At 57.2% G+C, this 21,997-nt stretch carries 20 protein-coding genes and 2 pseudogenes; 8 read left to right on the top strand and 14 right to left on the bottom strand.

Going from position 1 to position 21,997, the window contains the following annotated elements; genetic code table 11:
- Positions 1-41: 41 nt before the first annotated feature.
- Positions 42-863: a universal stress protein gene (locus tag GA0061101_RS34695; RefSeq protein ID WP_092577003.1), complete on the bottom strand. Its 822-nt coding sequence runs from the start codon at positions 861-863 to the stop codon at positions 42-44.
- A 27-nt stretch (positions 864-890) separates the two neighbouring features.
- Here GA0061101_RS34695 and GA0061101_RS39680 point away from each other — a divergent pair, with 27 nt between their 5' ends.
- The 3 genes and pseudogenes from GA0061101_RS39680 to GA0061101_RS34685 all read left to right on the top strand — a co-directional run.
- The gene (locus GA0061101_RS39680) at positions 891-1,040 is read left to right on the top strand and encodes a hypothetical protein (RefSeq protein WP_167669629.1); all 150 of its coding nucleotides are present in this window, start codon (positions 891-893) and stop codon (positions 1,038-1,040) included.
- 111 nt (positions 1,041-1,151) lie between these two features.
- The gene (locus GA0061101_RS34690; protein WP_092577001.1) at positions 1,152-1,658 is read left to right on the top strand and encodes an Hsp20/alpha crystallin family protein; all 507 of its coding nucleotides are present in this window, start codon (positions 1,152-1,154) and stop codon (positions 1,656-1,658) included.
- Positions 1,659-1,801: 143 nt separating this feature from the next.
- Positions 1,802-2,086, top strand: a pseudogene (locus GA0061101_RS34685) (IS4 family transposase); the annotation flags it as partial.
- Between the two features lie 244 nt (positions 2,087-2,330).
- Here GA0061101_RS34685 and GA0061101_RS34680 read toward each other — a convergent pair.
- Together GA0061101_RS34680 and GA0061101_RS34675 are read right to left on the bottom strand one after the other, a co-directional pair.
- Positions 2,331-2,750: a hypothetical protein gene (locus GA0061101_RS34680; protein ID WP_092576999.1), complete on the bottom strand. Its 420-nt coding sequence runs from the start codon at positions 2,748-2,750 to the stop codon at positions 2,331-2,333.
- A complete protein-coding gene (locus tag GA0061101_RS34675; protein WP_047562281.1) occupies positions 2,743-3,000 on the bottom strand; it encodes a prevent-host-death protein in 258 nt (85 codons plus the stop codon). Before GA0061101_RS34675 ends, GA0061101_RS34680 begins: the two co-directional genes overlap by 8 nt.
- 125 nt (positions 3,001-3,125) lie before the next feature.
- Here GA0061101_RS34675 and GA0061101_RS34670 point away from each other — a divergent pair, with 125 nt between their 5' ends.
- Entirely contained in the window at positions 3,126-3,869 is a 744-nt protein-coding gene (locus tag GA0061101_RS34670; protein WP_092576997.1) for a hypothetical protein, read from the top strand.
- Between the two features lie 269 nt (positions 3,870-4,138).
- Here the strand turns inward: GA0061101_RS34670 and GA0061101_RS34665 are convergent, their stop codons facing one another.
- Entirely contained in the window at positions 4,139-4,972 is an 834-nt protein-coding gene (locus GA0061101_RS34665; RefSeq protein WP_092576996.1) for a universal stress protein, read from the bottom strand.
- Between the two features lie 128 nt (positions 4,973-5,100).
- Here GA0061101_RS34665 and GA0061101_RS34660 point away from each other — a divergent pair, with 128 nt between their 5' ends.
- Positions 5,101-6,702 (top strand): MBL fold metallo-hydrolase RNA specificity domain-containing protein, encoded by a 1,602-nt coding sequence (locus GA0061101_RS34660; protein WP_092576994.1) that lies wholly within the window; start codon positions 5,101-5,103, stop codon positions 6,700-6,702.
- Between the two features lie 469 nt (positions 6,703-7,171).
- Here the strand turns inward: GA0061101_RS34660 and GA0061101_RS34650 are convergent, their stop codons facing one another.
- The 3 genes from GA0061101_RS34650 to GA0061101_RS34640 all read right to left on the bottom strand — a co-directional run bounded on the left by GA0061101_RS34650 (position 7,172) and on the right by GA0061101_RS34640 (position 9,069).
- Entirely contained in the window at positions 7,172-7,621 is a 450-nt protein-coding gene (locus GA0061101_RS34650) for a DUF2267 domain-containing protein (protein WP_047561974.1), read from the bottom strand.
- A gap of 148 nt (positions 7,622-7,769) precedes the next feature.
- On the bottom strand, positions 7,770-8,213 hold the full coding sequence (locus tag GA0061101_RS34645) for a host attachment protein (RefSeq protein ID WP_037200766.1): 444 nt from the start codon (positions 8,211-8,213) through the stop codon (positions 7,770-7,772).
- A 133-nt stretch (positions 8,214-8,346) separates the two neighbouring features.
- Positions 8,347-9,069: a Bax inhibitor-1/YccA family protein gene (locus GA0061101_RS34640; RefSeq protein WP_092576992.1), complete on the bottom strand. Its 723-nt coding sequence runs from the start codon at positions 9,067-9,069 to the stop codon at positions 8,347-8,349.
- A 196-nt stretch (positions 9,070-9,265) separates the two neighbouring features.
- Here GA0061101_RS34640 and ftsH point away from each other — a divergent pair, with 196 nt between their 5' ends.
- Positions 9,266-11,116, top strand: coding sequence for an ATP-dependent zinc metalloprotease FtsH (gene ftsH, locus GA0061101_RS34635; RefSeq protein ID WP_092576990.1), 1,851 nt, complete (start codon positions 9,266-9,268; stop codon positions 11,114-11,116).
- A gap of 32 nt (positions 11,117-11,148) precedes the next feature.
- On the opposite strand, the gene arcC is transcribed toward ftsH, so the two are convergent.
- The 6 genes from arcC to GA0061101_RS34605 all read right to left on the bottom strand — a co-directional run bounded on the left by arcC (position 11,149) and on the right by GA0061101_RS34605 (position 17,275).
- The gene (gene arcC, locus GA0061101_RS34630) at positions 11,149-12,081 is read right to left on the bottom strand and encodes a carbamate kinase (RefSeq protein ID WP_047561968.1); all 933 of its coding nucleotides are present in this window, start codon (positions 12,079-12,081) and stop codon (positions 11,149-11,151) included.
- A gap of 1 nt (position 12,082) precedes the next feature.
- On the bottom strand, positions 12,083-13,084 hold the full coding sequence (gene argF, locus GA0061101_RS34625; RefSeq protein ID WP_047561967.1) for an ornithine carbamoyltransferase: 1,002 nt from the start codon (positions 13,082-13,084) through the stop codon (positions 12,083-12,085).
- Positions 13,085-13,101: 17 nt separating this feature from the next.
- Positions 13,102-14,319 (bottom strand): arginine deiminase, encoded by a 1,218-nt coding sequence (locus GA0061101_RS34620; protein ID WP_047561964.1) that lies wholly within the window; start codon positions 14,317-14,319, stop codon positions 13,102-13,104.
- Between the two features lie 14 nt (positions 14,320-14,333).
- The gene (gene arcD / locus GA0061101_RS34615) at positions 14,334-15,800 is read right to left on the bottom strand and encodes an arginine-ornithine antiporter (RefSeq protein WP_092576987.1); all 1,467 of its coding nucleotides are present in this window, start codon (positions 15,798-15,800) and stop codon (positions 14,334-14,336) included.
- 168 nt (positions 15,801-15,968) lie between these two features.
- On the bottom strand, positions 15,969-16,463 hold the full coding sequence (locus tag GA0061101_RS34610; protein ID WP_047561961.1) for an NUDIX hydrolase: 495 nt from the start codon (positions 16,461-16,463) through the stop codon (positions 15,969-15,971).
- A 296-nt stretch (positions 16,464-16,759) separates the two neighbouring features.
- A complete protein-coding gene (locus tag GA0061101_RS34605; protein WP_092576983.1) occupies positions 16,760-17,275 on the bottom strand; it encodes a GNAT family N-acetyltransferase in 516 nt (171 codons plus the stop codon).
- A gap of 256 nt (positions 17,276-17,531) precedes the next feature.
- Here GA0061101_RS34605 and GA0061101_RS40585 point away from each other — a divergent pair.
- Positions 17,532-18,152: pseudogene (locus GA0061101_RS40585) on the top strand (OB-fold nucleic acid binding domain-containing protein); the annotation flags it as partial.
- A 188-nt stretch (positions 18,153-18,340) separates the two neighbouring features.
- Here GA0061101_RS40585 and GA0061101_RS34590 read toward each other — a convergent pair.
- Complete coding sequence (locus GA0061101_RS34590) at positions 18,341-19,813, bottom strand: Fic family protein (protein WP_245297640.1); 1,473 nt, start codon at positions 19,811-19,813, stop codon at positions 18,341-18,343.
- Positions 19,814-20,669: 856 nt separating this feature from the next.
- On the opposite strand from GA0061101_RS34590, the gene GA0061101_RS34585 reads away from it, so the two are divergent.
- Complete coding sequence (locus GA0061101_RS34585; RefSeq protein WP_092577030.1) at positions 20,670-21,737, top strand: IS110 family RNA-guided transposase; 1,068 nt, start codon at positions 20,670-20,672, stop codon at positions 21,735-21,737.
- Positions 21,738-21,997 lie beyond the last annotated feature (260 nt).

Genomic DNA, 21,997 nt, shown 5'->3' with positions numbered 1-21,997 from the left:
GCATGGAGGAATAAACGCCTTACCGACCTTCCATTGCTTGATCAGTGAGCGACAAGAACCGGCATTTCGAGATCGGCCAGCAATGATCGGGTGACGCCGCCAAGGACCAATTCACGCATTTTGGAATGCCCGTAGGCACCGGCGACAAGCAGATCCGCGTGAAGGGCTCTGGCGGCCGATTGGATAGCAACGGCTACCTCTTCGCCATTTGCACGAGCAACGACAACTTCGACATCCAGGCCGCTGTTGCGAAGGACATTCGCGTATCGGTCCCGAGCCTTCTCGTTCATTGGAGCCTCGTTGGTGATCGAGATCAAGATGATCTTCGAAGCACTTTCCAGGAATAATCTGGCACCGGTCAACGCAGTTGACAGCGGCGCGCTCCCATCCCAGGCGATTGCTACGGTATCGATCCGGCTACAAACATGGTTTGCAGGGAACAGGACGAGAGGTCGGCCGCTTTCGAACAGAAGGTTCTCAAGCAAAGGCATCATGGTCTCGGACGCTTCGACGATTGAGAGATCATAAGCGCGCGAGATTTCCACCAGAGTATCCGGGATCAGCGGCTCCGACGCTTCGAATGTCTGAATGACGGCCCTTATGTCTGCTTTGTTGGCGTAGTCGCACACTGCTTCGCTCAATGCGACACCGCTGTCGCGGCTGAAGCGCTTTGCCTGCGAACTCAATCGTTCAACGTCGTCCACCCATGGGGATGATTGTCCGACGAGCGGCGTCTTGATCTGCAGAACGCTCGCGGTGAGATCTGCTTTTTGATGTCGCGCCAAGTCGACTGCGTTTTGAACCACGGAAAGCGAACTGGCACTGGGATAGGTGATCAATGGCAGATGGAATTGCGGTTTCATGTCAGTGTCCTCCAACAGGCTGACATAATGATCGCGTCGCTGCCCCACCGCCGCTTTGATGAAGATCAAGGTTGTCCGGCCCCGAAGGGGGCGCCGATCGATTTCATGACCGGCAAGATGACGATCGCGATCGCCTCGGGACGCGCGACAGCGCGCCATTTTGATGCTGATCAATGAACAGCGTCGCAACACCGTCTTTGATGATATCGCGTCCTGCAAAGACGATTTGGAAAAGGGCCGGGGCAAGGTCGTACTCCAATGGTCCTCGCAACGAAGAGGAGAAATGATATGGCCGATATGGCAAGGAAGTTCCCTGTGAGCACGGAGAAGAAGGCGGCACCCGCTATGGAGCGCTGGGCGCCATTCGAGAGCCTGCGATCGGAAATTGATCGCGTCTTCAATGACTTAACCCCTGGCTTTTTCGATTGCACACTCGCACGTTTCCCGAATGCTTTCGCACGTGGCATGCCGGCCATCGACTTCGTCGAGTCCGATAAGGCCTATAAGCTCACGGCAGAGCTTCCAGGTATCGATGCGAAGGACGTGGAACTGACGCTCGCGGACGGCATCCTGACGGTCAAAGGCGAAAAGCATGAAAGCAAGGAGGAAAAGGAGAAGGAATACTACCTCTCCGAACGGCGCTATGGATCGTTCCAGCGCAGCCTCCAGCTTCCCGACGGCGTCGATGCCGAGAAGATCGATGCCTACTTCGCAAATGGTGTTTTGAAGGTCGTTCTGCCGAAGACAGCCAATGCGCAGAAGAATGACCGGAAAATTGCGATCAAGGCAGGCTAACCCATCTGGCCTCAATCCGGTGTCCGTCGCGGCTCAGCTGTGGGTTATCAAGGGGGCCGGCGGCACAGGAAGGGAGGGGCTCGCCCCATATGCGCTAACTTAAGGGCTGGACGGGGCGAATCTGTCTGTGATTCATAAGGTGGATGCGAACGACTGATTCCATCGACCCCGATTGGTCCAGACTGCTATCGAAGCTGGAGCACGTCATCGATCTCGGCACGACAGCGCGTACATCCAAGGCGCTTGTGCGACGACGCGGGGTTGGTGACGCCGCGACCTTGCTGCGGCTGGCATTGGCTTATGGGCCTGGCGGCATGAGCTTACGCTCTGCGGCCGCTTGGGCGGGCCCGAATGATGTGGCCGCGATTTCCGATGTTGCTCTTTTGAAGCGATTGCGCGGCTCGGCGGACTGGCTGGGGGACATCGCCGGCGCATTGCGAGTCAACGTTAGCGAGGCGGCGTATAAGTTGGCGCATATGGCGCGCAAGGGGAGCCCTTCGAAGGCGGTCGGGTTCCTCGTAAAAACCCGGCCTGAAGCTCTGCCGCATCTCTCGGCGTCGCCATGAATGACATCCAACAAACGATCTCAAGCGTCAAGCCGCTAAGGTCACGGAGCCGATCGGCGACACGTTGCGAGGTTTCAAAGACCGGTCAGCTGCGAATGACGGCACATCAACGCCGCTTGATCTGCGCGCTCTTCTGCGTGATGAATGGTTTGGCAGCCTCCGCAACCTTTCCCAAGAACGCCTTGCTGAACTGCCCCAAAATTTCGGCATTCGGATCGTAGTAAAACGAGGTTTCCGCCACATCATAATTGTATTCGGAAACCGTAATCCAGCCGTCTTTCCACTCGCGCAAACCTGAACGACGGCGCTCGAGAGCCGGGATTTCCAGCGCGGTCTGATCGCTGCGAGGTGGTGTTCCTGATATTGCCAGAAGGATCAAATGCGTCTGCTTCCCGCGTGGGATAGCGAGCATCATGCACACTGGACGCTCCTTGCGACCTTCTGTTTCCCCGCGGTCTTGCTGCCATTTCCACAGGTAGGGATACTGGAAGACTGAACCGTTGGGTGGCATGCGATTGTCACTCATCGCCAGACTTACCCTCCGCGATTAGCCGGTCAAGTTCCGGAACGATCAATTCAGCCAGTTCTGTCGGTGTCTCGCCAGGGCCGAAAACCCGGCGCGGATCGCTGTTTTCTTTCATCGCGGCAAAGTCCTCATAGGTCATGAGAACGTAGCGCGCCTTTCTGTGCTGCGTGATGGCCACTGGCTGGCGGTCCGCCGCCATGGTAACGGTCTTGATATCGCGCAATAATTCCACTGTCGAAAATTTCTGCATAAAAGCGCCTCCTATGACTTAAGCGAATAATACGAATTATTTGACTATTCCTCAAGCCCAATATTGAACTTGAGGGGCAGGGCCAAAGTGGGAGCCCCCCAATCCGCTCCTTTGCCATCGGTTTCATGGCCGGCGCAAACGACTCAGCCGAGCAAAAGAAAGCGATCTATAAGAAATTTAAATCTGACGTCCACTCCACCCTCCCTGATCTGACAACGCCGGATGGGCAGGTTTTGCCCAAGCCGGAGATTTTTGTGTTCCTCACCAATCCCGATTTGACAGTGACCGAGGAAACCACGTTGATCGGCTTCACCAAAGAAGAAGGTTTTGCGGGGTGCGAGATTATGGACCGCGAACGTATTCGCATCGCTCTAGACGCTGTCGACGGGTTTGCAACCCGCTCTCAATCTCTTGGGATTGTGCTTTCGGAAGCCGAACAGGCCAGTTTCTTCTCTCGTTGGGGCGATGACATTCAGTTTGTGATCTCAACGGGCTTTTCCTCGCTCAACCAAACTCTCAGCCGGGTACTGTTCCTTCAAGAAACCGGTGATGTCCTTGACGGACTGTATGTCCGATATGAACTCGATCGCGAATATACGGCCGATGAAATCGGTCATTTCCGGATTTTCGTCGCAATGACGCTCAATGAGCCGAAGCTCAATATATTTCAGATACTGTTTGGCGCGTCTGATAAGTCAGGTCGCTACAGACCTCAAGATAACACCTGGGACAATCCTGGCATTGGCGCCGGTAAGGGCGGCGGCTACTGGGAGCGCCACGTCGGAGGTCATAGCGATGGCGATGAGGATGACGCAAATTCGAAATGGCAATGTGTTGGCACGGAGCAGCGTCGGCCAGGCCCCTGTTGATGGGCTGGAACCGTCGTGCCAGTGTTGAATGCCATTCAAGAAGGAAGACGATATTGATTGAGGCTCACACCCCAGTCTGGCGGGGCTCCGTCATGACTAGCAGGCGAGTGTGGATCCAGGCCCTCTGCGCCGGGACTAGGGGAGATGGGTTGTCGCAGCTCTGCCGACGGTCGATCGCTACCTAGTCTCTTGCGGTCTATCTGTCGGAGAGGTCGCTGGTGATTGAGAAATACCGGGCAAGCATCGAAGAAAGCCGTCGGCGCTTGTCGCTAATGCGCAAGAAACAGCGGAATGTCCGAGTCTTCCAGCATCGATCGCGTCACTCCGCCGAAAAGGCGCTCCCGCAGTCGTAGATGGCTGTAGGCTCCCATGACGATTATGTCGGCGCCGATATCGACCGCGTGTTGTCGCAGCGTTTCATCGACCAGTCGGCCGCCGCTCGCAATGCAATCGACACCGACGTTTACGCCATGCCGGGCGAGGAAGACGGCGATATCCGCGCCGGGCTCCTTGCCGTTGACAGACTGTGGGGCAAGCGGATCGACGATCGTAACATGCACCTTTCCGGCGGCTTGCAACAAATCGATCGACTGCCGCGCGGCGCGCGCAGCCTCCTCGCTCGAATCCCAAGCCAGTAAGATTACTTTTGACGCAAACTGCAGCGTTTTGCCGCTCGCGTTGACAAGTACCGGCGTCGGCGACTGGAACAATGCCCCATCGATTACCCTTTGCTGAAGCTCCTCGTTACGGGCCGCCTGGGGACCGATGAGGACGAGATCGGCATAAAGGGCGCGGTCCGCGATATCCTCGTCAGCCCAGGGAAATTCCGTATAGACTTCCTGCACGTCAAAGGATGCGATGTTCCCGCTGAGCTGGGATCTGATATCGGCTGCCTTCTCGGTCAGACTATCTATTTCACGCTGTCGCTCGTTGAGTTTGGTGATGGAGAGAGCATCGTATGCGCTGTGGGGAGGCGTGCCACCCATTGAAACGATCAGCGCGGTTAGGTGCGCACCATGTGTCTGGCAAAAGTCAACGGCGCCCTTCAAGTCATTTTTAAATTGATTGACGTCGAGGATACACAAGACGGTTTTGATGGACATGGTCGGATCGCCTTTCTCATTCGGAGGTCGGCAAAGATAGTCACCATCGCATCCCCGTTTCCTTGATCCTCATCAAAGCGAAGGCGATCCGGCATGCATTAAAGTCGAGACACATACGAGGAAAACTGATGACGGACCCCATATTACATTTCTACGGTGCAGCCGGATCGGTCACCGGATCGTGTTTCGTGCTTGAGCACGCCGGCGCTCGCACCATGATCGATTGTGGCATGTTTCAGGGTTCGAAGACCGAAAAGGAGTTGAATTACCGGCCTTTCCCGTTCGAACCGGCTCTGATTGACTCCGTCATCCTGACCCATGCCCACATCGATCACTCGGGCCTCATCCCGAAACTGGTCAAAGCTGGTTTCGAGGGGGCCGTCCATTGTACGCCGGCTACCTTGGATCTGTGTTCGATCATGCTGCAAGATTCGGGACACATTCAGGAATCGGAAGTCGAGCAGCTGAACCGCCGCAACCGGCACCGATCGCGTGACATGTTGCAACCCATTTACACAGCAGAAGACGCGCGCGCCGCGATGACGCAGTTTCGAACGGTTGCCTATAAAGAATGGCAAAGATTGGAAGGTGGTCTGCGGTTTCGGCTTTGGGACGCCGGACATCTGCTCGGCTCGGCCTCGGTCGAGATCGAGTTGGCGACCGAAACTGGAACGATCCGCATTCTGTTTTCTGGAGATGTCGGTCCGCAGCACAAGTTGTTGGAGGGCCGACCAGATGCTCCGCAGGACTTTGACTATGTCATCTGTGAAAGCACGTATGGGGATCGGGAACGAGACGAAGTCTCGGACGTCGCCCGTCGCGGGCAACTTCGGGAGATCCTTCTCAATGCCTATCATTCCAACGGCGCCCTGCTGATCCCATCATTTGCGGTGGAACGCACGCAGGAATTGCTCGCCGATCTCAACGTCCTCATGGATGCGGGCGAGATATCGCGGTGTCCGATGATCATCGATTCTCCACTAGCATCCCGCGCAACGGCGATCTTCAAGCAGCACGCACATTCCATCCCCAATGGCGACCTGCTGATCAAAGCGCTGAATGCGAAAAATGTGCGCTTCACGGAAACGGCCGAGCAATCAAAAGCAATCGATTTCATTCGCGGCTTCCATATCATCATTGCTGCCAGCGGCATGTGCGAAGCCGGCCGCATTCGTCATCGTCTCAAGAATTGGCTCTGGCGGGATGAAGGCACCGTATTGCTGGTCGGATTCCAGGCAGCGGGCACGCTTGGGAGAATTCTTGAAGAGGGTGCGCGCACCGTTAAAATCCAGGGTGAGGAAATCATCGTCCGCGCGACTGTGCGATCACTAGATGCCTATAGCGGTCACGCCGACGCTAGCGAATTGAGAGCTTGGATAGAAGCCAGAGAGCCGATTCGATCAGGACTGTTTCTGGTTCACGGCGAGCCTGGCGCACGCGACAGTTTGAAATCCCGTCTGTTAGTCGGGAAGCCAGACACAGCCATCATCGTACCATCGCTCGACGACAGCTACAGCCTGACGAAAACAGCCGCCGTATCGCTCGCACGCGTCACGCCGCCCCCGCGCCTCGTGCCCCAGGATGTCGGCCATTCGGATTGGCACAATGACTATCAATCGATCGTCCTCGATCTGGAGGAGCGGTTGCGTAAAACCGCCGACAGGAAGGCGCGCTCCGTTATTCTTCGGCGCGTCAAAAGAGCTCTTGAGGAAGACGGACGTGGAAGCTAGCCGCAAAGGAGTAAGACCATGCTGACGACGGATCGCGATTGCAGAAGGGGAGGGCAGCGATTTGCCATTCCGACACTCGGAGAGGTCGAGGGCAAGCTTATCGCCTCGGAGATTGTCGCCACAAGTTGCCTCCACGAGCTTTTGGCCTATTCCAGTAGCAACGGAATGCTCTCGCTCAAGAGTAGGATCAGACAGGCCCTTGATGCGCGCTGCACAAACGCAAGCCTTTGTCGCGAGGATACCGATGCGGCGGTAGCATATGCCTTGGAGCTGCTTGATGCAGCAACCGAGGTTGCAGGCAACCAAGCTGGAAACTCTGCGAAGTCCGGTGGCTGCGAGACGGTCCGCCGATTGCGTCGCATGGCGAGCATGAGATGACAGCGCACGGCCGTAATCGGCCGCAATGAAGGGAGCGCGGCAAGCCTATTCGGTTCTCACATCGCCGTTTGCCGGTGTTCTTCTTTTTAAGCTACGCGGCGCTATTCGATTGCTGCGGGCGCTCGGGCCAGAGCGTCCCGAGAGAAGGATTCATCGCCAGTTTGACTCTTTTAATTACAGCCAGGCTCAAGTGATGATCCAGCAACTTGAAGACATTCTGTGCTGCCTGCTCGACGCCAATGTCGTTCAGCTTCACTGACCGCCTGCCGATGCTTGCAAAGAAGTCCATTCTATCTGAGCACGGCTGGGCGTGTTGAGGCTGCCAGTTTTCGTAGAATATTCCCCGGATCAATGGCGGCAGATGCGATGAAAAATCGGCCATCGCCTTCAGATCCATTGAATCTCGAAGCGCGTGCAGGACGGACCGCAGGCAATCGTAGGCCTCATTCCGTTCACAATGGAGATACTCTGACAACTCTACGACCCAGATTTCGGCTTGGTGCGCAGAATCCGAGAAGGTCTGGGAAGGGATAAAGCTCATGGTAGGCCTCCTTGATGAAGGGTATCCTCACCGAATTCCCGCTGATGCGCATTGTCTTGGGTCAACATCACGATTCTATTCGCATAGAACGTTGGGACGATATCCCTCACAACTCGTTTCTATCTTTGCAATCGCGGGCATCCTGGGGTCAACCTTTCAACCTTTGCTCAATTTCCGGAATGGGAAGCATGGTGAAATCATTTGCTACCTCGCCTTTGACGACGGAGTGCACCGTCGGTGTCAAATGCGCTCGAAGGACGCCCAGGACTTTCGGCGGAGCGATGATGATCAAATGCTTGACTGTGCGGTTGCGGACCAGTTGATCAAGTCTGCGGGCGACATCGCTCACAAACGCCTCTTCGCTTTGCCATTTTAGATCGACCGCCTCAACGGAGCTGCGCGATCGGCCTTGTGATTGATAAATCCGACCGGGGCGATCCGAGGCGGGCGCCTGAAAGGCTGTTTTGTCACCGTAGATCTCAACTGGAATCAGATTGATGAGTTCGGCATCGCCATCGTTGCGCAGAAACAGCGCCTTGACGCCGTCACAAACCAATACCCAACTGTCTCTCGGGATTCTGTGTTTTTCCATCTTTCGCTCCTGTTGGCACGATGTCGAATGCTACGACCAGACTGACCGTCTTCACGCATCGGCGGGTTGGTGTCTTGCGGTCGCGCCTGCCGCCGCTTGGACGGCCGCAGATTTCTTTCGTCGCTTTGAAGCTTCATCTGCGCCTGTCGCCACTGAATTGAAGGAGCAAGACGAAAAGGTTAATGAAATCAAGGTAAAGTGTGAGGGCGCCCATTAGCGCCATCTTCACAGTTGGTTCCGACGGATAACAGGCCTGATAGATCTGTTTGAGGCGCTGTGTGTCGTAGGCAGTCAGCCCGACGAAGAGAACGGCGGCCACTGCCGAGACGGCAATTTGCAGAATGGTCGAGGCCAGCAAAATGTTTGCGAAGCTAACAACAATGGTTGCAAGGAGTGCCATTGTCAAAATGGAACCAAAGCGCGAAAGATCGGCTTTCGTGGCGTAGCCGTAAAGGCTCGTGGCGGCGAAGATCGCTGCGCTGATGAAAAAGGTCCGCACAATGCTTTCATTGGTGTAGATCAGGAAAATGCCGGCGAACGATAGTCCCATCAGGCAAGCATAGATCCAGAACAGCGCCATGACTGAGGCGAGGGGCATCTTCTCCAGCCGGATGGTCAAAAACAGCAGTGCCACCAGCGGAGCGAAAATAACCAACCAGATGAAGCCAGTCCCGGCGATCCTTTGATAGAAGCCGGTCTCGATTGCCAGATATGCGGTAAGGCCGCTCAGGCACAGCGCTCCGGCCATATAATTATAGACTTGCAGCAGAAATTGCCGCAGCCCGAGATCGACATTGTCATTTGCGGACCGGTCGTGGCGAAGTGATGTTGCGGGGACGAAGCGATCTTGGGCCATAGTCATCTCGTGAACTGGGGTTTTCCGAAGGGGTCATGACGCTGAGCAAGCTGATGGCCAATAAGGCCGCACGCCATGGAAAGCGTCTTGAGAGAGCTACCACCAGGCGCCAAGCCGGTCTTTGATCCGTGTCAAGGACGTGGCAGCGGCCGCATGAAACCAATGAGGTGTCGATACGCTACGCCCGGAGGCACCCATGGACCGGAAACACACCTTCAGCATCGGTTATTTTCTCGTGGCGTTCCTGCTGCTCAGCCTTTTCCAGATATGGTTCGCCTATCGCGACACGGCCGAGATATCCTACAGCGACCTGATGCACATGGTGGCCGACGGCAAGGTTCAATCGGTCACACTGACTGAGACGATGGTCCAAGGTGTCTTCAAGGTTCCCCAAGATGGCAAAACGCTCTTCATATCCAACCGCGTGGACCCAGCCGTTGCTGCGACCTTCGAAAAGGCCGGGGTTCAAGTCTCCGGCGGCACCGACAGCAATTGGCTGACAACCATCCTCTCCTGGACGCTGCCGACACTCTTCTTCCTTGGAATTTGGGTCTTCTTCTTTCGCGGAATGATCGACCGACAAGGCGTGGGTGGCTTGATCAATATCGGAAAATCAAAGGCGAAGGTCTATTTGGAGCGCAAGACCGGAGTCACGTTCGACGACGTGGCAGGCGCGGACGAGGCCAAAGCCGAACTGCAGGAAATCGTTTCCTTTCTGAAGGAGCAGGATAATTACGGTCGGCTCGGCGCGCGGATTCCCAAGGGTGTGCTGTTGGTCGGCCCACCCGGTACAGGCAAGACGCTTCTGGCGCGAGCTATCGCCGGGGAAGCGAACGTGCCGTTCTTTTCCATCTCCGGCGCCGAATTCGTCGAGATGTTTGTCGGCGTCGGCGCCGCCCGCGTCCGCGATCTGTTCGAACAAGCACGCAAGGCTGCTCCCTGCATAATTTTCATCGATGAACTGGATGCACTCGGCCGAGCTCGCAGCCCGCTTGCAGGTTATGGCGGCGGCGACGAGAAGGAGCAGACGCTCAATCAGCTGCTGTCGGAACTTGACGGATTCGACCCGCGCGTCGGTATCGTGCTGCTCGCCGCAACCAATCGCCCCGAAGTTCTCGATGCAGCCTTGCTGAGAGCGGGCCGGTTCGACCGCCAGATCGTCATCGATCGTCCCGACCGGAAAGGTCGCGCCGACATTCTCAAGGTTCATATCAAGAAGATCGCGGTTGCCGCCGACTTCGACATAAACGACGTCGCCGCACTAACGCCGGGCTTTACCGGCGCAGATCTCGCAAACCTCGTCAATGAGGCTGCCATCATCGCTACCAGGCGTCACGGCGATACCGTCACCACCGAGGACTTTGTGCAGGCAACGGAGCGTATCGTTGCGGGGTCGGAGCGCCGAAGCCGGCTGCTCAATGCAAACGAGAGGGAACGCGTTGCCTATCACGAGATGGGGCATGCGCTGGTCGCGACTTCGCTTGCCAAGACGGATCCCGTTCAAAAGGTCTCGATCATTCCGCGGTCGATCGGTGCGCTCGGATATACCTTGCAGAGGCCGACGGAGGATCGCTTTCTCATCACGTCGAGTGAATTGAAGGAACGCATGATCGCCTTGCTGGCCGGTCGCGCGGCAGAGGAGGTGGTCTTTGGAGAGGTATCGACCGGTGCTGCCGACGATCTTGGCAAGGCCACCGATATCGCGCGTGAAAGCATCACTCGATTCGGGATGAATGCCTCGGTCGGTCAGGCGGTCCTTGAACCCCAAAGAGCACAGTGGCTCGACGACAATCAGCTCGGCGTCCGTCCGCGCGACTATTCCGAAGCAACCGCTCGGGAAGTCGATCTGGCGATAAGGGAGATGATCGACGAAGCATACCAGATGGCGAAGGAGATGCTTTCGGCCAACATCGAGAATCTGAAAGCCGGCGCAAAACTTCTGCTTGAAAGGGAGACCATCACGCCCGCAGATTTCGCACCGCTTCAGCGCCAGCCAAAATTGCCGGACGCAGGTATTTCGCCTCGCCTTGCCGTTAGAGGGATTTGAGGGCGGTCCAGCCCTTTAACATCATGGCCAAGTCAGCGAGCCGATCGGGCATTTGCCGACAGATGCGGATCGAACAAGGTTCCCTTTTCGCCGCGGACGATGGCGCTGGCGTCCTCGAGCTTGCCGATGCCAGCCGGTCTGTCCATTTCCACTGCGAACTGGATTGCGGCAGTGACTTTGGGCGCCATCGAGCCTGGTGGAAACCTCGCGCCGGATAACATCTCCGGAGCAATACGACCCAAGCTTCGAGCCTTCGGTGTCCCGTAATCCAGATAGACTGCGTCGACATCAGTTAGAAGCAGCAACATGTCGGCATTCAGCTGTCGCGCCAGGAGCGCACTGGCGGCATCTTTATCGATGACGGCCTCGATCCCGGTAAGTCCGCCGTCCGCCTGTTCGATCACGGGGATGCCGCCGCCACCGGTGCAGATGACGGTCACGCCGTGATTGACGAGCAAGGCGATGGTTTTGGCCTCGATGATTGCCAAGGGTTTTGGCGACGCGACGACACGCCGCCAGCTTTCACCGTCGGGCGCGATTCTCCAGCCGCGCTCTCTGCCAAGCCGGCGGGCGGTCGGCGCGTCGTAAACCGGGCCGATGAACTTGGTCGGATGTGAAAAGGCGGGATCGCCTGCCTCCACCCGTGCCATCGTCAGCAAGGTTGCAATTGGATGGTTCTTCAGGACATTTCCGAGCTCCTGTTCGATCATATAGCCGATCATCCCCTCTGTTTCGGCACCGAGAACATCCAACGGAATACCATTGCCGTTGGAGGCTTCTGCCTGCAAGGCAAGGAGCCCAACCTGAGGGCCGTTGCCATGGGTGATGACCAGAGAGTGACCGGCAAGGATGAGTTCGGCCAAGGCAGCGACGGCAAGCCGGACATTCGCCCGCTGGTGTTCAGCCGTCATCGGCTCGCCGCGACGCAAAAGCGCGTTTCCTCCCAATGCTGCGACGATCAACATCTCAGCTTCCGATCGTCGCAACGAGCAGCGCCTTGATCGTATGCATTCTGTTTTCGGCCTGATCGAAGACAATGGAGGCGTGGGACTCGAAAACCTGGTCCGTCACCTCCATGCAATCGATGCCGTATTCCTTGGCGATGCGGGCACCGACTTCCGTCTCGGTGTTGTGAAACGCCGGAAGACAATGCATGAATTTCACATAGGGATTTTCGGTCGCCTCGATCACCTGGGCGGTGACCCGGAAGGGAGAAAGAAGCCGGATGCGCTCCGCCCAAGCCGATTCATTCTCGCCCATTGAAAGCCAGACATCCGTGTAGATAAAATCGGCTCCCAGCACTCCGGAGCCGACATGTTCCATCAAAGCGAACTTGCCGCCGCTTTTCCAGGCTTGCGACTTCACATGATCGACAAAAGCTTGGTCCGGCCACAGGGCCGTCGGCGAGACGAGACGAAAATCGATTCCGACCTTGGCAGCGCCGAGCGCAAGCGACATCGCCACATTGTCGCGCCCGTCGCCAAGGAAGGTCACGACCATGTCCGACAGGTGCTTGTGGGTGAATTCGCGCATCGTCATGAGATCCGCGAGAATTTGCGTCGGATGAGAAACGTCGGTGAGCCCATTATAGACCGGCACGCCGGAATAGGTTTTCAGGGTCTCGACCGCACTCTGCGCGAAACCGCGATACTCGATGGCATCATAAATGCGGCCGAGAACACGCGCGGTATCCTTCATCGATTCCTTGTGGCCGATATGACTGCCGGTGGGACCCATGTAGGTGACGTGTGCACCCTGATCATAGGCTGCCACCTCGAACCCGGTTCGGGTGCGGGTCGAATCCTTTTCGAAGATAAGTGCGATATTCTTTCGTGTCAGGCGCGGCACTTCGTATCCGCCTAGTTTTGCGACCTTGAGATCGGCCGCAAGGCGCAGCAGGTGGCGGATCTCCTCGGCTTCCAGATCATCGAGGGACAGAACGCTGCGACCATGGAGATTGATAGGCATGACAAGTTCCTCTGTAGCTAAAGGGGGGCGCGATCAATCGGGCACGTCATGCAGTGTCCGCCACCACGGCCACGGCTGAGTTCTGCCCCTTCGATGGTGATCACCTCGACGCCTGCGCGGCGCAGCAGCGTATTGGTGTAGACGTTGCGGTCGTAGGCGATGACGACGCCGGGCTCGACGGCGATCACATTGTTGCCGTCATCCCACTGCTCGCGTTCGGCTTCGTAGCGGTCGCCGCCAGTCGCAATGATACGCAAGCTCTTCAATCCAAGCGCTTGCGCAACCACGTCCGTAAATGGAGATGTCTCCTCCCGGGTGTCCACCGAACCTTCGACATCACCTGGTCGCAGCGAGAAGCTCCGCAACCGATCGACGACGGGAGGATACATCGTCACCAGATCCCGGTCGCAGAAGGTAAACACGGTATCGAGATGCATGAAGCTGCGATCGCGCGGCATTAGTGCCGCGATAATGCGTTTCGCGATACCAGCGGCAAAAAGACTTCGGGCCAGCGCGCCGACCGCCTGCGGGGTGGTGCGTTCACCCATGCCGATCAGGACGACCCCGTCGCCAACTGGCATGACGTCCCCACCTTCAAGACTGGTTCCGGTGACCGGGTTCTCAGGCGAGACGAATGTGAAGTCGGCGGCGTCGAAGCGAGGATGAAAACGATAGATCGCCTCGACATTTGCAGCCTCTGGCCGTCGCGCCTGCCAATACATGGCATTGACCGAAACGCCACCATAGATCCAGCAGGAACTGTCGCGGGTAAAGAGCTGGTTCGGCAGCGGCGGTAGCACGAAATCCTGCGGTGCCAGCGTGCGTCCGGTCAGCCCGAGGGGCTCGAATGGCAATTCGGCACGAGCAATGCCGCCCACGAGGTAGGTTGCCAGACGATCCGCCGGCATCTCGTTCAGCCAGCCGCGCAGTTCATCGACCATGTCACCTCCGACAACCGCGGATTCGACGCGGCGATCAAGCAGCCAGCGGCGCGCCTTGGGCAAAGCCATCGTTTCCGTGAGCAATTCGCCCAACGACTGCACAACCACGCCGCGTTCGCGCAAGGCATCAACGAAGATGTCGTGCTCCTGCCGGGCACGCTTGACCCACAGCACGTCGTCGAAAAGCAAGGCCTTGCAATTGTCCGGTGTCAGGCGCTGCAGGCTTAGGTCAGGGCGGTGAACCATGACTTCGCGAAGACGACCAACTTCCGAATGAACCCCAAGAATATTCATGACGCTGATCCCTGTTAAAACGGGCTGACAATGCCGGCCCACATTTCGTAGGCAGCAAGGAAGGCTACCGCGACAAGCGCGACGGCCAGGAGCGCCTCGAACGGCTGGAAGGGTCTTTGCCCCGCTTCTCGACGCGCAAGAAAAAAGAACAGAATGCCCGGCGCATAGAGGATCGCACACATGAACAGGTAAGCCGGGCCGGCGGCATAGACGAGCCACAGCCCGTAAAGCGTTGCCAGAAGCCCGACCAGCATCGGAGCTGTTCGCTGTTCGTCCGGTGCATAGCCTTCTCCGGTTATGGCCAGCTTTGCGGCATAGGCGCCCGAGAAGATGTAGGGCACGAGGATCGCGGTTGATGCGATGGAAAACAACGCCTGATAGGTGCTGTGGGCGTAGAGGGTAACGACAAGGAACGCCTGGACGAGAAGATTGGTGATCAGGAGCGAGGCCCATGGGACGCCCCGTTCACTTTCCGAGGCGAGGAATTTCGGCATGGTCCCGTCCTTCGCCGCCGCGAAGGGAATCTCGGCTGCCAGAAGCGTCCAACTCAGAAAGGCACCGATCACCGAGATGACAAGCGCGATGTTGATGAGAGCCGCACCCCAGGGACCGACCACCACCTCAAGTACCCCAGCCATGGAAGGATTTTTCAGGGCAGCAAGTTCAGGTTGGTTCAGAATGCCGAGCGAAAGCAGGGACACGAGCGCGTAGAAAGCAAGGCAGGTGAAAAAGCCAAGGACCGTTGCCGTCGCAATGTCGCGCCGCCGCTCGGCGCGGGCGGAGAACACGCTGGCGCCTTCTATGCCGATGAACACCCAGAGCGTGACCAACATGGTGCTCTTGACCTGCGTGGTGATCGAGCCGAGGCTTGCGTTGCCCAGACCGGTAAAATCGAGCGAGAAGACGTTCAGCTTGAAGGCGACGACGCCGACGCCGATGAATAATAGAATCGGTGCGATTTTTGCGACGGTGACGATAAGGTTCACGACCGCCGCTTCGCGAATGCCCGCCAGCACAATAGCATGAATCAACCACAGCAAGATGGACGCACCAAGCACGGCCTGCCAGGTGTTTCCGTCGCCGAAGGACGGAAAGAAATAGGATAGCGCGCTGAAGACGATAACCGCATAGGAGACATTGCCGATCCATGCGCTCAGCCAGTAGCCCCATGCACTGTTGAAGCCGATAAATGGACCGAACCCGGCTTTTGCATAGGCATAGGGGCCGACGTTAAGGTCTGGTTTGCGGGTGGCCAGGGACTGATATACGAAGACCAGCGCCAGCATGCCGATCGCCGTAATCCCCCAGCCGATTGCGATGGCCAACGGGCCGGCGCCTGCCGCCATGTTCTGCGGCAGGCTGAAGACGCCGGAGCCGATCATCGAGCCGATGACTAACGCCGTTAACGAACCCAGCCGCAATTTCCTGCTAACCGCCACCGGCTCGGTCGAGGTGACAAGCTTTATGCCGATCGAAGTCATCGTCTTCTCCCAAGGATCGAAAATATCTATGGGAGACACTGGACACCGGGAGGCGGCGACAAACCTTGATCCTGGTCAAGACGGTTGTCATTTTTCGCAGGCTTGGACACAGCACCGCTAGAATGTTGGCCGACGATCGCGGAGCTCGCCGCAGCTACAATGCGGGCATCACCTACCGTCCGTCTGGCTGACAGTACCTTGCGCGCCCGGGCAATGCAGTCTCTCCAGACGTTCCAGGAAGGGACGTTGACCGCCGACGATCTTTTGGCCCGCCTCGGAAAGGGTGAACCATTCGGCACGATCGATCTCGGGGAAGGACTCGAAGCGTCCGCTTCGTGGCGGCCACTCGATTTCAAACAGGTTGCTGTGCAAGCAGGATGTGTCGAATACCCCCTCAAGGGCAAAGGCGGTGACGGTCTTTCCGCTCTTCTGGCGCAATTCGCCAAGAGGCTGCAGCGCACCTTCAGGCGCGGAACCTGTTTCCTCGGCGAATTCCCGTCGAGCGGCCGCTTCAGGTGCTTCAGCCTCGCCGTATTCGCCCTTGGGAATGGACCACGCGCCGTCATCACGTTTGCGCCAGAATGGGCCGCCTGGATGGACAAGCAGAACCAAAATACCGTCCTGCGCCTTTTTATACATTAGGATGCCGGCGCTCTTCTTCATGTCCGATCGTTCCTACGAATGGAACCCCATATGTCTTTGCCTTGTCTCCAAGATTTTGACCTCTCGACGGCGATCGAATGCAAGGAAAAAACGGATACGACACCAAAATTGGCCAACCGGCGACATGTCCCAGCTCGTGACTTCGGAAGCAAGTCGTGAAACGGTGGACAATCGCATTGTCATCTCTGGCCGGGATCAAGGCAAAGGGGCAAGCCCGCGGCCGTCTGAGCGGCATATGGTCTCGACCAACCAATGACGGCGATCAACCATGTTTAGATGATGAACACCGACGGTCATCATCCAAAATCTCGCCGCAGCACGACGATCGTAGGATCGTCTTTGTCGTCATGGGCCTGGAAAGCCATGTCGCGCTCCAGCTCGATTGCGGCATGGTTTTCGCGGCTTTCTATGGATTCGATGCTTTTGAAATTATGTCGTTCCGCATAGCGGCAGATGTGCGCGAGCATTTCCCAACTTATACCCTGATGCTTGTAGTCTTCACGAATGGTCAGCGCGACCTCTCCGCGTTGAGCATCCTTGCCGACCGCCAGCATTGCCACCGCCAGCAAAGTCTGATCGGGTGAAAAGGCAAGGAAGTTGACGCGCTTGTCATCGCCAGCGCTTGTCATTTCAACGAGCCTTTCATGAGAAACGGATTTCATTCCGGATAGGAAACGAAATCTGACGTCCTCTGGTGTCACATGATTGAAAAAATCAGCGACAATTGCCTCATCCTTCGGCTCGGCGCCCCGAACGTGAAAGTGAAATCCGCTACGCGTGGTCAGGTCACCCTTGGTATCTTCGATTTCCATCATGCTTCTCCTTCAGGTCCGCGGAACAACTGCTCGCTGCGGCCGAGACGCAGGGAGTAATGCATTTATTATAGCACTTAGGATTCATTGACTTTGACTCAACTCAAGGCACGCGCATTTTCCGGAGGGGGATGTAGCCTGACCGCCAGCGGTTTGGCGACAGTGCGGATGATGATGCTGAACCAGGAAGCTATTACGGCTGCTGCAGTAGGCCAAACCGTCACAAGCAATCGTGATAGGGTCCTCCGGAACGGTAGATGCCATGGTCCCCAATCTTCACGAAATCCAGGTTGCCCAAGCGCGTTTGTATTCGATTTTGGGAAATGGCGAGATGGCCGAGGACTACGGTCATGTCGGATTGACCCTGCGCAGCCATCCGCTTTCCTTCCTGAGCGCGGATCTGGGGAGGGGCCGTATCGTCACCTGTCGCAAGGCGATGCGGGCCAGCGATGGCACATGGCTCTCGAGGCTGCGGGGCCCTGTGCTCGTTCGCTAGCGGCCCGGTTCGGCCAAGGGTGTGATGTTCATCGCCATCGAGGACGAGACCGGCATCGCCAACCTCTTCGTCTGGCTAAAAACCTTCAAAAAATACCGCCGTGTGGTGCTCGGGGCCGGGATGATCCGCGTCCATGTACGCATCCGGCGGGCAGGGGAGGTCGTGCATCTTGTGGCACATCGGCTCGCCGATCTGCCGGCGGAGGTGGCAAGTGTCGGGGTGGCGTTTCCGTTGCCGCATGGACGAGGGGATGAGTTTCATCATGGATCGCCGGTGCCGGATCCGCGCGGGATTCCGAAGGGGCCGCGGGCGCGGGATATCGTCGATCCTTATCTGCATCTCGATGCCATCATCAAGGTGAAGACACGGGATTTCAGTTGATCAGCAACAGAGTGGTCGCCGGTTCAGATCCTTTCAACAGCGCCAACCCGCATAGTTCCGGAATTAGGTAGCAACGGCCACCAGTATATGTCTGGGAGAAGGTGGGTTGTCGCGGAGGCCGTCGGCGGCCCGCACTCGAGAAGCGTTGGTCGCGAAAACGAGGCTTCGTCTGCCCGAGTTCAGATCTCCTATTTTTTGCTCGCCCATGCTGTCGTTCGTGGGCGTGGCGGCGGTGGTGCTTTGGCCAGTTCCTCAATAAAGAGTGCAAGCGGGCGGATATTCTCGTTCCGGCTGGCCTCCTCAAGACATGACATATACCTGTCGCGTTGATCGACAGGTACTACCGTCCAAGGTAGTCCGGATTCAGCCAGCAGTGCATTCATGAGGAAGCGACCTGAGCGTCCATTTCCAGCTGGAAAGGGGTGAATGTAGGTGAAGAGGAAAGGGGCAACAATAGCCTTGGCCCGTGGATCGGATTCATCCTCGATGCACTCGAACAGAGCGTCCATGGCATCAGCTATCGCATGCGGTGGTAGGGGGACATGAGAGGAACCCCGCAGATACACGTTGTTACTCCTATAACCCGCGAGCTTGTACGCTTCTATGATGCCAGCTTGCACTGATGGCCGGAACATCTCCCTGAACCAGTCCTGATGTCGGTGCGATAGAAGAGGTCCCGATGGTTCTCCCTCAAGGATCGACCGGATATCCTTTCTTACCTCTTCGTACGCGAGGCGGTAGCCTTTCGCAGCCAAGGCGTTCCGGGCATCGGCATCCCCTGCATGCTCTTCGGGGTTCCAGGTACCCGACTGAACCCTCTGAATGAGTTCTTCCGACACCTGATAACCTTCGATTGAAAGGGAATTCAGCGCATCCGCGACATATCGTTCTTCGATCTCCTCCATGTAGGCGTCGATGTCGTTGAAACGCGTGCCTTCTATATCGATGCTGTCCAGAGCATCCCGGCTCATTTTCGCCCACAGATTCTTGATGCGGGTGGCCGCAGGTGTCGCCGCTCTTCGTTCGTCAAGCAGAGCGTGGCCACTGTCGTCAAATGGGTCGTCTTCGTGAACGACATATCCGGCCGCGCTCATCGTTGACAGGATGCTATCGGCGTCGCGGATCCTTCCAAGATGGCGCAGGGCACCGGCTATCCTTCCGGCCATGGTGCTTCTTGCGCCGGAAAGGAGAACGCGAAGAAGCGATGCAGAACCGCGAATAGACCCCATGACGGCGATCATGTTGGTCGGTATTGCGGTCCAGCTATTCTTTGCACTGTTGATGATCGCCTCTTCCTTGGTGAGCACCCGGACACCATTGTGAACGACAGATTGGTCGGGTTGTGGAACCCGCAACAAGTAAAGGGACGTTCCGCCCGGCATTGGAAGAACCTGATTATTGGCTGCAGGACTGCGAACGACAATCTGCGGCGCGACAGACCAGTTTTCGGCCCACAAAGTCACCGACGTTTCCGGCGAGAAGCACCAATCGCTTCCGAAGCGATCGTCAAGATAGCTCCGTACGAATTCCCAGTAGACGGTGCTCCACTCGGAGTCGATCCGACGCCTATCGGAAGGTCGGGAATTAACCGCGAGCCACCCGCGCATTATCTCTTCCACAAATCCCGCCTTGGCGAGACGCTCGCGATGAACCCTGCTCAAGAGGTCGCTCTTCAGAACTGATCGAGCCCCTTGTTCGGTTGCACCTCGAAGCTCCCGAAGCGATGAGGCAAGCAAGTCATTTGGCGGGCGTCCTGACATTTCGTAAATCCTACAGGTGCGACGACGGCACTAATCCGGCGCTTTGCGCCAACACTAATTAGACGTATTTGTCTCGCACTAATTTGCTGTATTTGCAACACACTAATTAGACGCAGGCATCACGCAAGGCTCAATAGCTGCGAACCAATTGAAGCGATGTTGGCGAAGACCGATCTCTGCCTGCTTTTTCACCGACAGGAAGTCTGGTGGCAGTTGCTACCTAATTCCGCATAGTTCTTGGAAGCCCGCGCCGTGATGGCTCCGACATGGCATTCCGCGAGGGTGCGCACCGGAATAGGAGATCCTCGATGAAGCCGCGTGGGATCCGGATGCTGGACAAACGTGATAAACACACTTTGGGGCGCGCCCCGACTACCATTAACTACATGAATTTGCTGGCAAATCCATAGCATGGGTGGAGTCATCATCGGCGCCGATCATGACCCCACCCAATTGTCATTTTCTGTCTGTAGATCAAAGCCTTAGACTCACGTCACGAGGGGTCAGCCTCGGCTCCGACTCACAGTCTACCGGACGGTGAGAACAGAGACCGACATCTTTCCCTCCAGGCGCCTATCGGAACCGTCTGATGTCTGAAGTGTTACCCCGCCATCGAAAGGAGGTGGCATGAAAGAGGCGGCGCCCATTGAGAGAACGGATCACTCAGATGCAAGTGATGATCGAGGGACAGTCGCACCTCCAGCCTTTCGGCTTACCTTATTGGGGTTTCGAAAATCTCAACAAAGGAGTTGGAAGCATGACTGCCTCTTATGATTACCATATCGGCGTCGACTACCACAAATCCTATAGCCACCTGGTGGTGCAGGACAGCAGCGGCAAGACGCTACGCTCCGGCCGGGTGAAGAACGAGCGCCAGTCGCTGGGCGGGTTTCTGGAACGCTACCGCGAGAACTCGCATGCGGTTGTCGAGGCGACCCGCAACTGGATGGTGATGTACGACTGGCTCGACGAAATTTGTGATGATGTCGTTCTCGCCCATCCGTTGAAGGTCAAGGCGATCGCCGACGCCAAGATCAAGACCGACAAGATCGATGCGACGGTGCTGGCGCATCTGCTTCGAGCCGACCTTGTTCCGGAGGCCTGGGCTCCGAGCGACGAGGCCCGAGAGCTGCGTGTCGCGCTGCGCGAGCGGATGTTTTACGTGCGACTACGCACGATGACGAAGAACCGCATCGTCACGGTGTTCGACCGCTATCCGGAGCAGACGGCACAGCTGAAGAAGCTCGGCGATCTGTTCGGCAAGGCCGGCCGCATTCAGCTGGCGCAGGTCAACGTCTCAGAGATCGACCGCGTCCAGATCGATCGTGGCCTCGACTTCATCGGCGACATTGACGTGCGCATCAAGCAGTCGGACGCAACGATCCGGACGATGACCAAGGCCAATGCCAATGTGAAGGTGTTGAAGACAATCCCCGGCATTGGCGAGTTCTTCGCCCGGCTGATCGACGCGGAGATTGACGATATATCCCGCTTCCGTAACCCGAAGAAGCTTGCCGCCTATGCCGGGCTTGTGCCGTCGACCTATTCGAGCGGCGGCAAGACCTTCCACGGCAAGATCATCAAGCAGGGCAACAAGTGGCTGCGCTGGGCCTTCGTGGAAGCGGTTTCTCCCGCCATCGCTACAGATGCGCAGCTTCGAACCCAATACGACCACCTGAAGATCAAAGGAACCAACAAGGCGCGCGTGGCGATTGCGCGCAAGCTTTTGACGATCGCCTTCCAGATCCTGCGTGACCAGCGCGCTTACGAGCCGCGCGGCACCAGCACCACGGAAGGCGCGTCGACGATATCCCGGTTGTCCTGATGTCGTGCTAGCGAGCCCGGCAGGACTGGGCTGCGCTCTTCAAGGAGAATGGGAAACCGGGAGCCGAACGCCACTCTGTGACCGAAGCCGAGAGGCATCAGGATCACGAATTGGAGCATGGTTCGAGAACCGAAGGACATCTTTGTCCTGCGGAAGATAGACCTTTAGCCGATCGGCGAAAATGCCGGTCAAATAACAAATGAACCCAAGGAAAAGCCTGCAAATGCTGGTGTTTTGCCCCTTGTGTTCTTTCATTGGAG

Origin of the sequence: Martinezella lusitana, assembly GCF_900094565.1 — a bacterium.
In the GTDB taxonomy this organism is placed as follows: domain Bacteria; phylum Pseudomonadota; class Alphaproteobacteria; order Rhizobiales; family Rhizobiaceae; genus Rhizobium; species Rhizobium lusitanum.
Note: the sequence above shows the minus strand (reverse complement) of the source record. Positions and strands in the feature narration are given on the sequence as shown.

Excerpts from the sequence above, each read along its gene's own strand:
- GA0061101_RS34605 (WP_092576983.1), bottom strand. The coding sequence starts at position 17,275 with ATGGAAATCGAAGATACCAAGGGTGACCTGACCACGCGTAGCGGATTT.
- ftsH (WP_092576990.1), top strand. The coding sequence starts at position 9,266 with ATGGACCGGAAACACACCTTCAGCATCGGTTATTTTCTCGTGGCGTTC.
- GA0061101_RS34680 (WP_092576999.1), bottom strand. The coding sequence starts at position 2,750 with ATGAGTGACAATCGCATGCCACCCAACGGTTCAGTCTTCCAGTATCCC.
- GA0061101_RS34645 (WP_037200766.1), bottom strand. The coding sequence starts at position 8,213 with ATGGAAAAACACAGAATCCCGAGAGACAGTTGGGTATTGGTTTGTGAC.
- GA0061101_RS34640 (WP_092576992.1), bottom strand. The coding sequence starts at position 9,069 with ATGGCCCAAGATCGCTTCGTCCCCGCAACATCACTTCGCCACGACCGG.
- GA0061101_RS34675 (WP_047562281.1), bottom strand. The coding sequence starts at position 3,000 with ATGCAGAAATTTTCGACAGTGGAATTATTGCGCGATATCAAGACCGTT.
- GA0061101_RS34585 (WP_092577030.1), top strand. The coding sequence starts at position 20,670 with ATGACTGCCTCTTATGATTACCATATCGGCGTCGACTACCACAAATCC.
- arcD (WP_092576987.1), bottom strand. The coding sequence starts at position 15,800 with ATGACTTCGATCGGCATAAAGCTTGTCACCTCGACCGAGCCGGTGGCG.
- GA0061101_RS34620 (WP_047561964.1), bottom strand. The coding sequence starts at position 14,319 with ATGAATATTCTTGGGGTTCATTCGGAAGTTGGTCGTCTTCGCGAAGTC.
- GA0061101_RS34650 (WP_047561974.1), bottom strand. The coding sequence starts at position 7,621 with ATGAGCTTTATCCCTTCCCAGACCTTCTCGGATTCTGCGCACCAAGCC.
- arcC (WP_047561968.1), bottom strand. The coding sequence starts at position 12,081 with ATGTTGATCGTCGCAGCATTGGGAGGAAACGCGCTTTTGCGTCGCGGC.
- GA0061101_RS39680 (WP_167669629.1), top strand. The coding sequence starts at position 891 with ATGATCGCGTCGCTGCCCCACCGCCGCTTTGATGAAGATCAAGGTTGT.
- GA0061101_RS34610 (WP_047561961.1), bottom strand. The coding sequence starts at position 16,463 with ATGAAGAAGAGCGCCGGCATCCTAATGTATAAAAAGGCGCAGGACGGT.
- GA0061101_RS34660 (WP_092576994.1), top strand. The coding sequence starts at position 5,101 with ATGACGGACCCCATATTACATTTCTACGGTGCAGCCGGATCGGTCACC.
- GA0061101_RS34690 (WP_092577001.1), top strand. The coding sequence starts at position 1,152 with ATGGCCGATATGGCAAGGAAGTTCCCTGTGAGCACGGAGAAGAAGGCG.
- GA0061101_RS34665 (WP_092576996.1), bottom strand. The coding sequence starts at position 4,972 with ATGTCCATCAAAACCGTCTTGTGTATCCTCGACGTCAATCAATTTAAA.
- GA0061101_RS34695 (WP_092577003.1), bottom strand. The coding sequence starts at position 863 with ATGAAACCGCAATTCCATCTGCCATTGATCACCTATCCCAGTGCCAGT.
- argF (WP_047561967.1), bottom strand. The coding sequence starts at position 13,084 with ATGCCTATCAATCTCCATGGTCGCAGCGTTCTGTCCCTCGATGATCTG.
- GA0061101_RS34670 (WP_092576997.1), top strand. The coding sequence starts at position 3,126 with ATGGCCGGCGCAAACGACTCAGCCGAGCAAAAGAAAGCGATCTATAAG.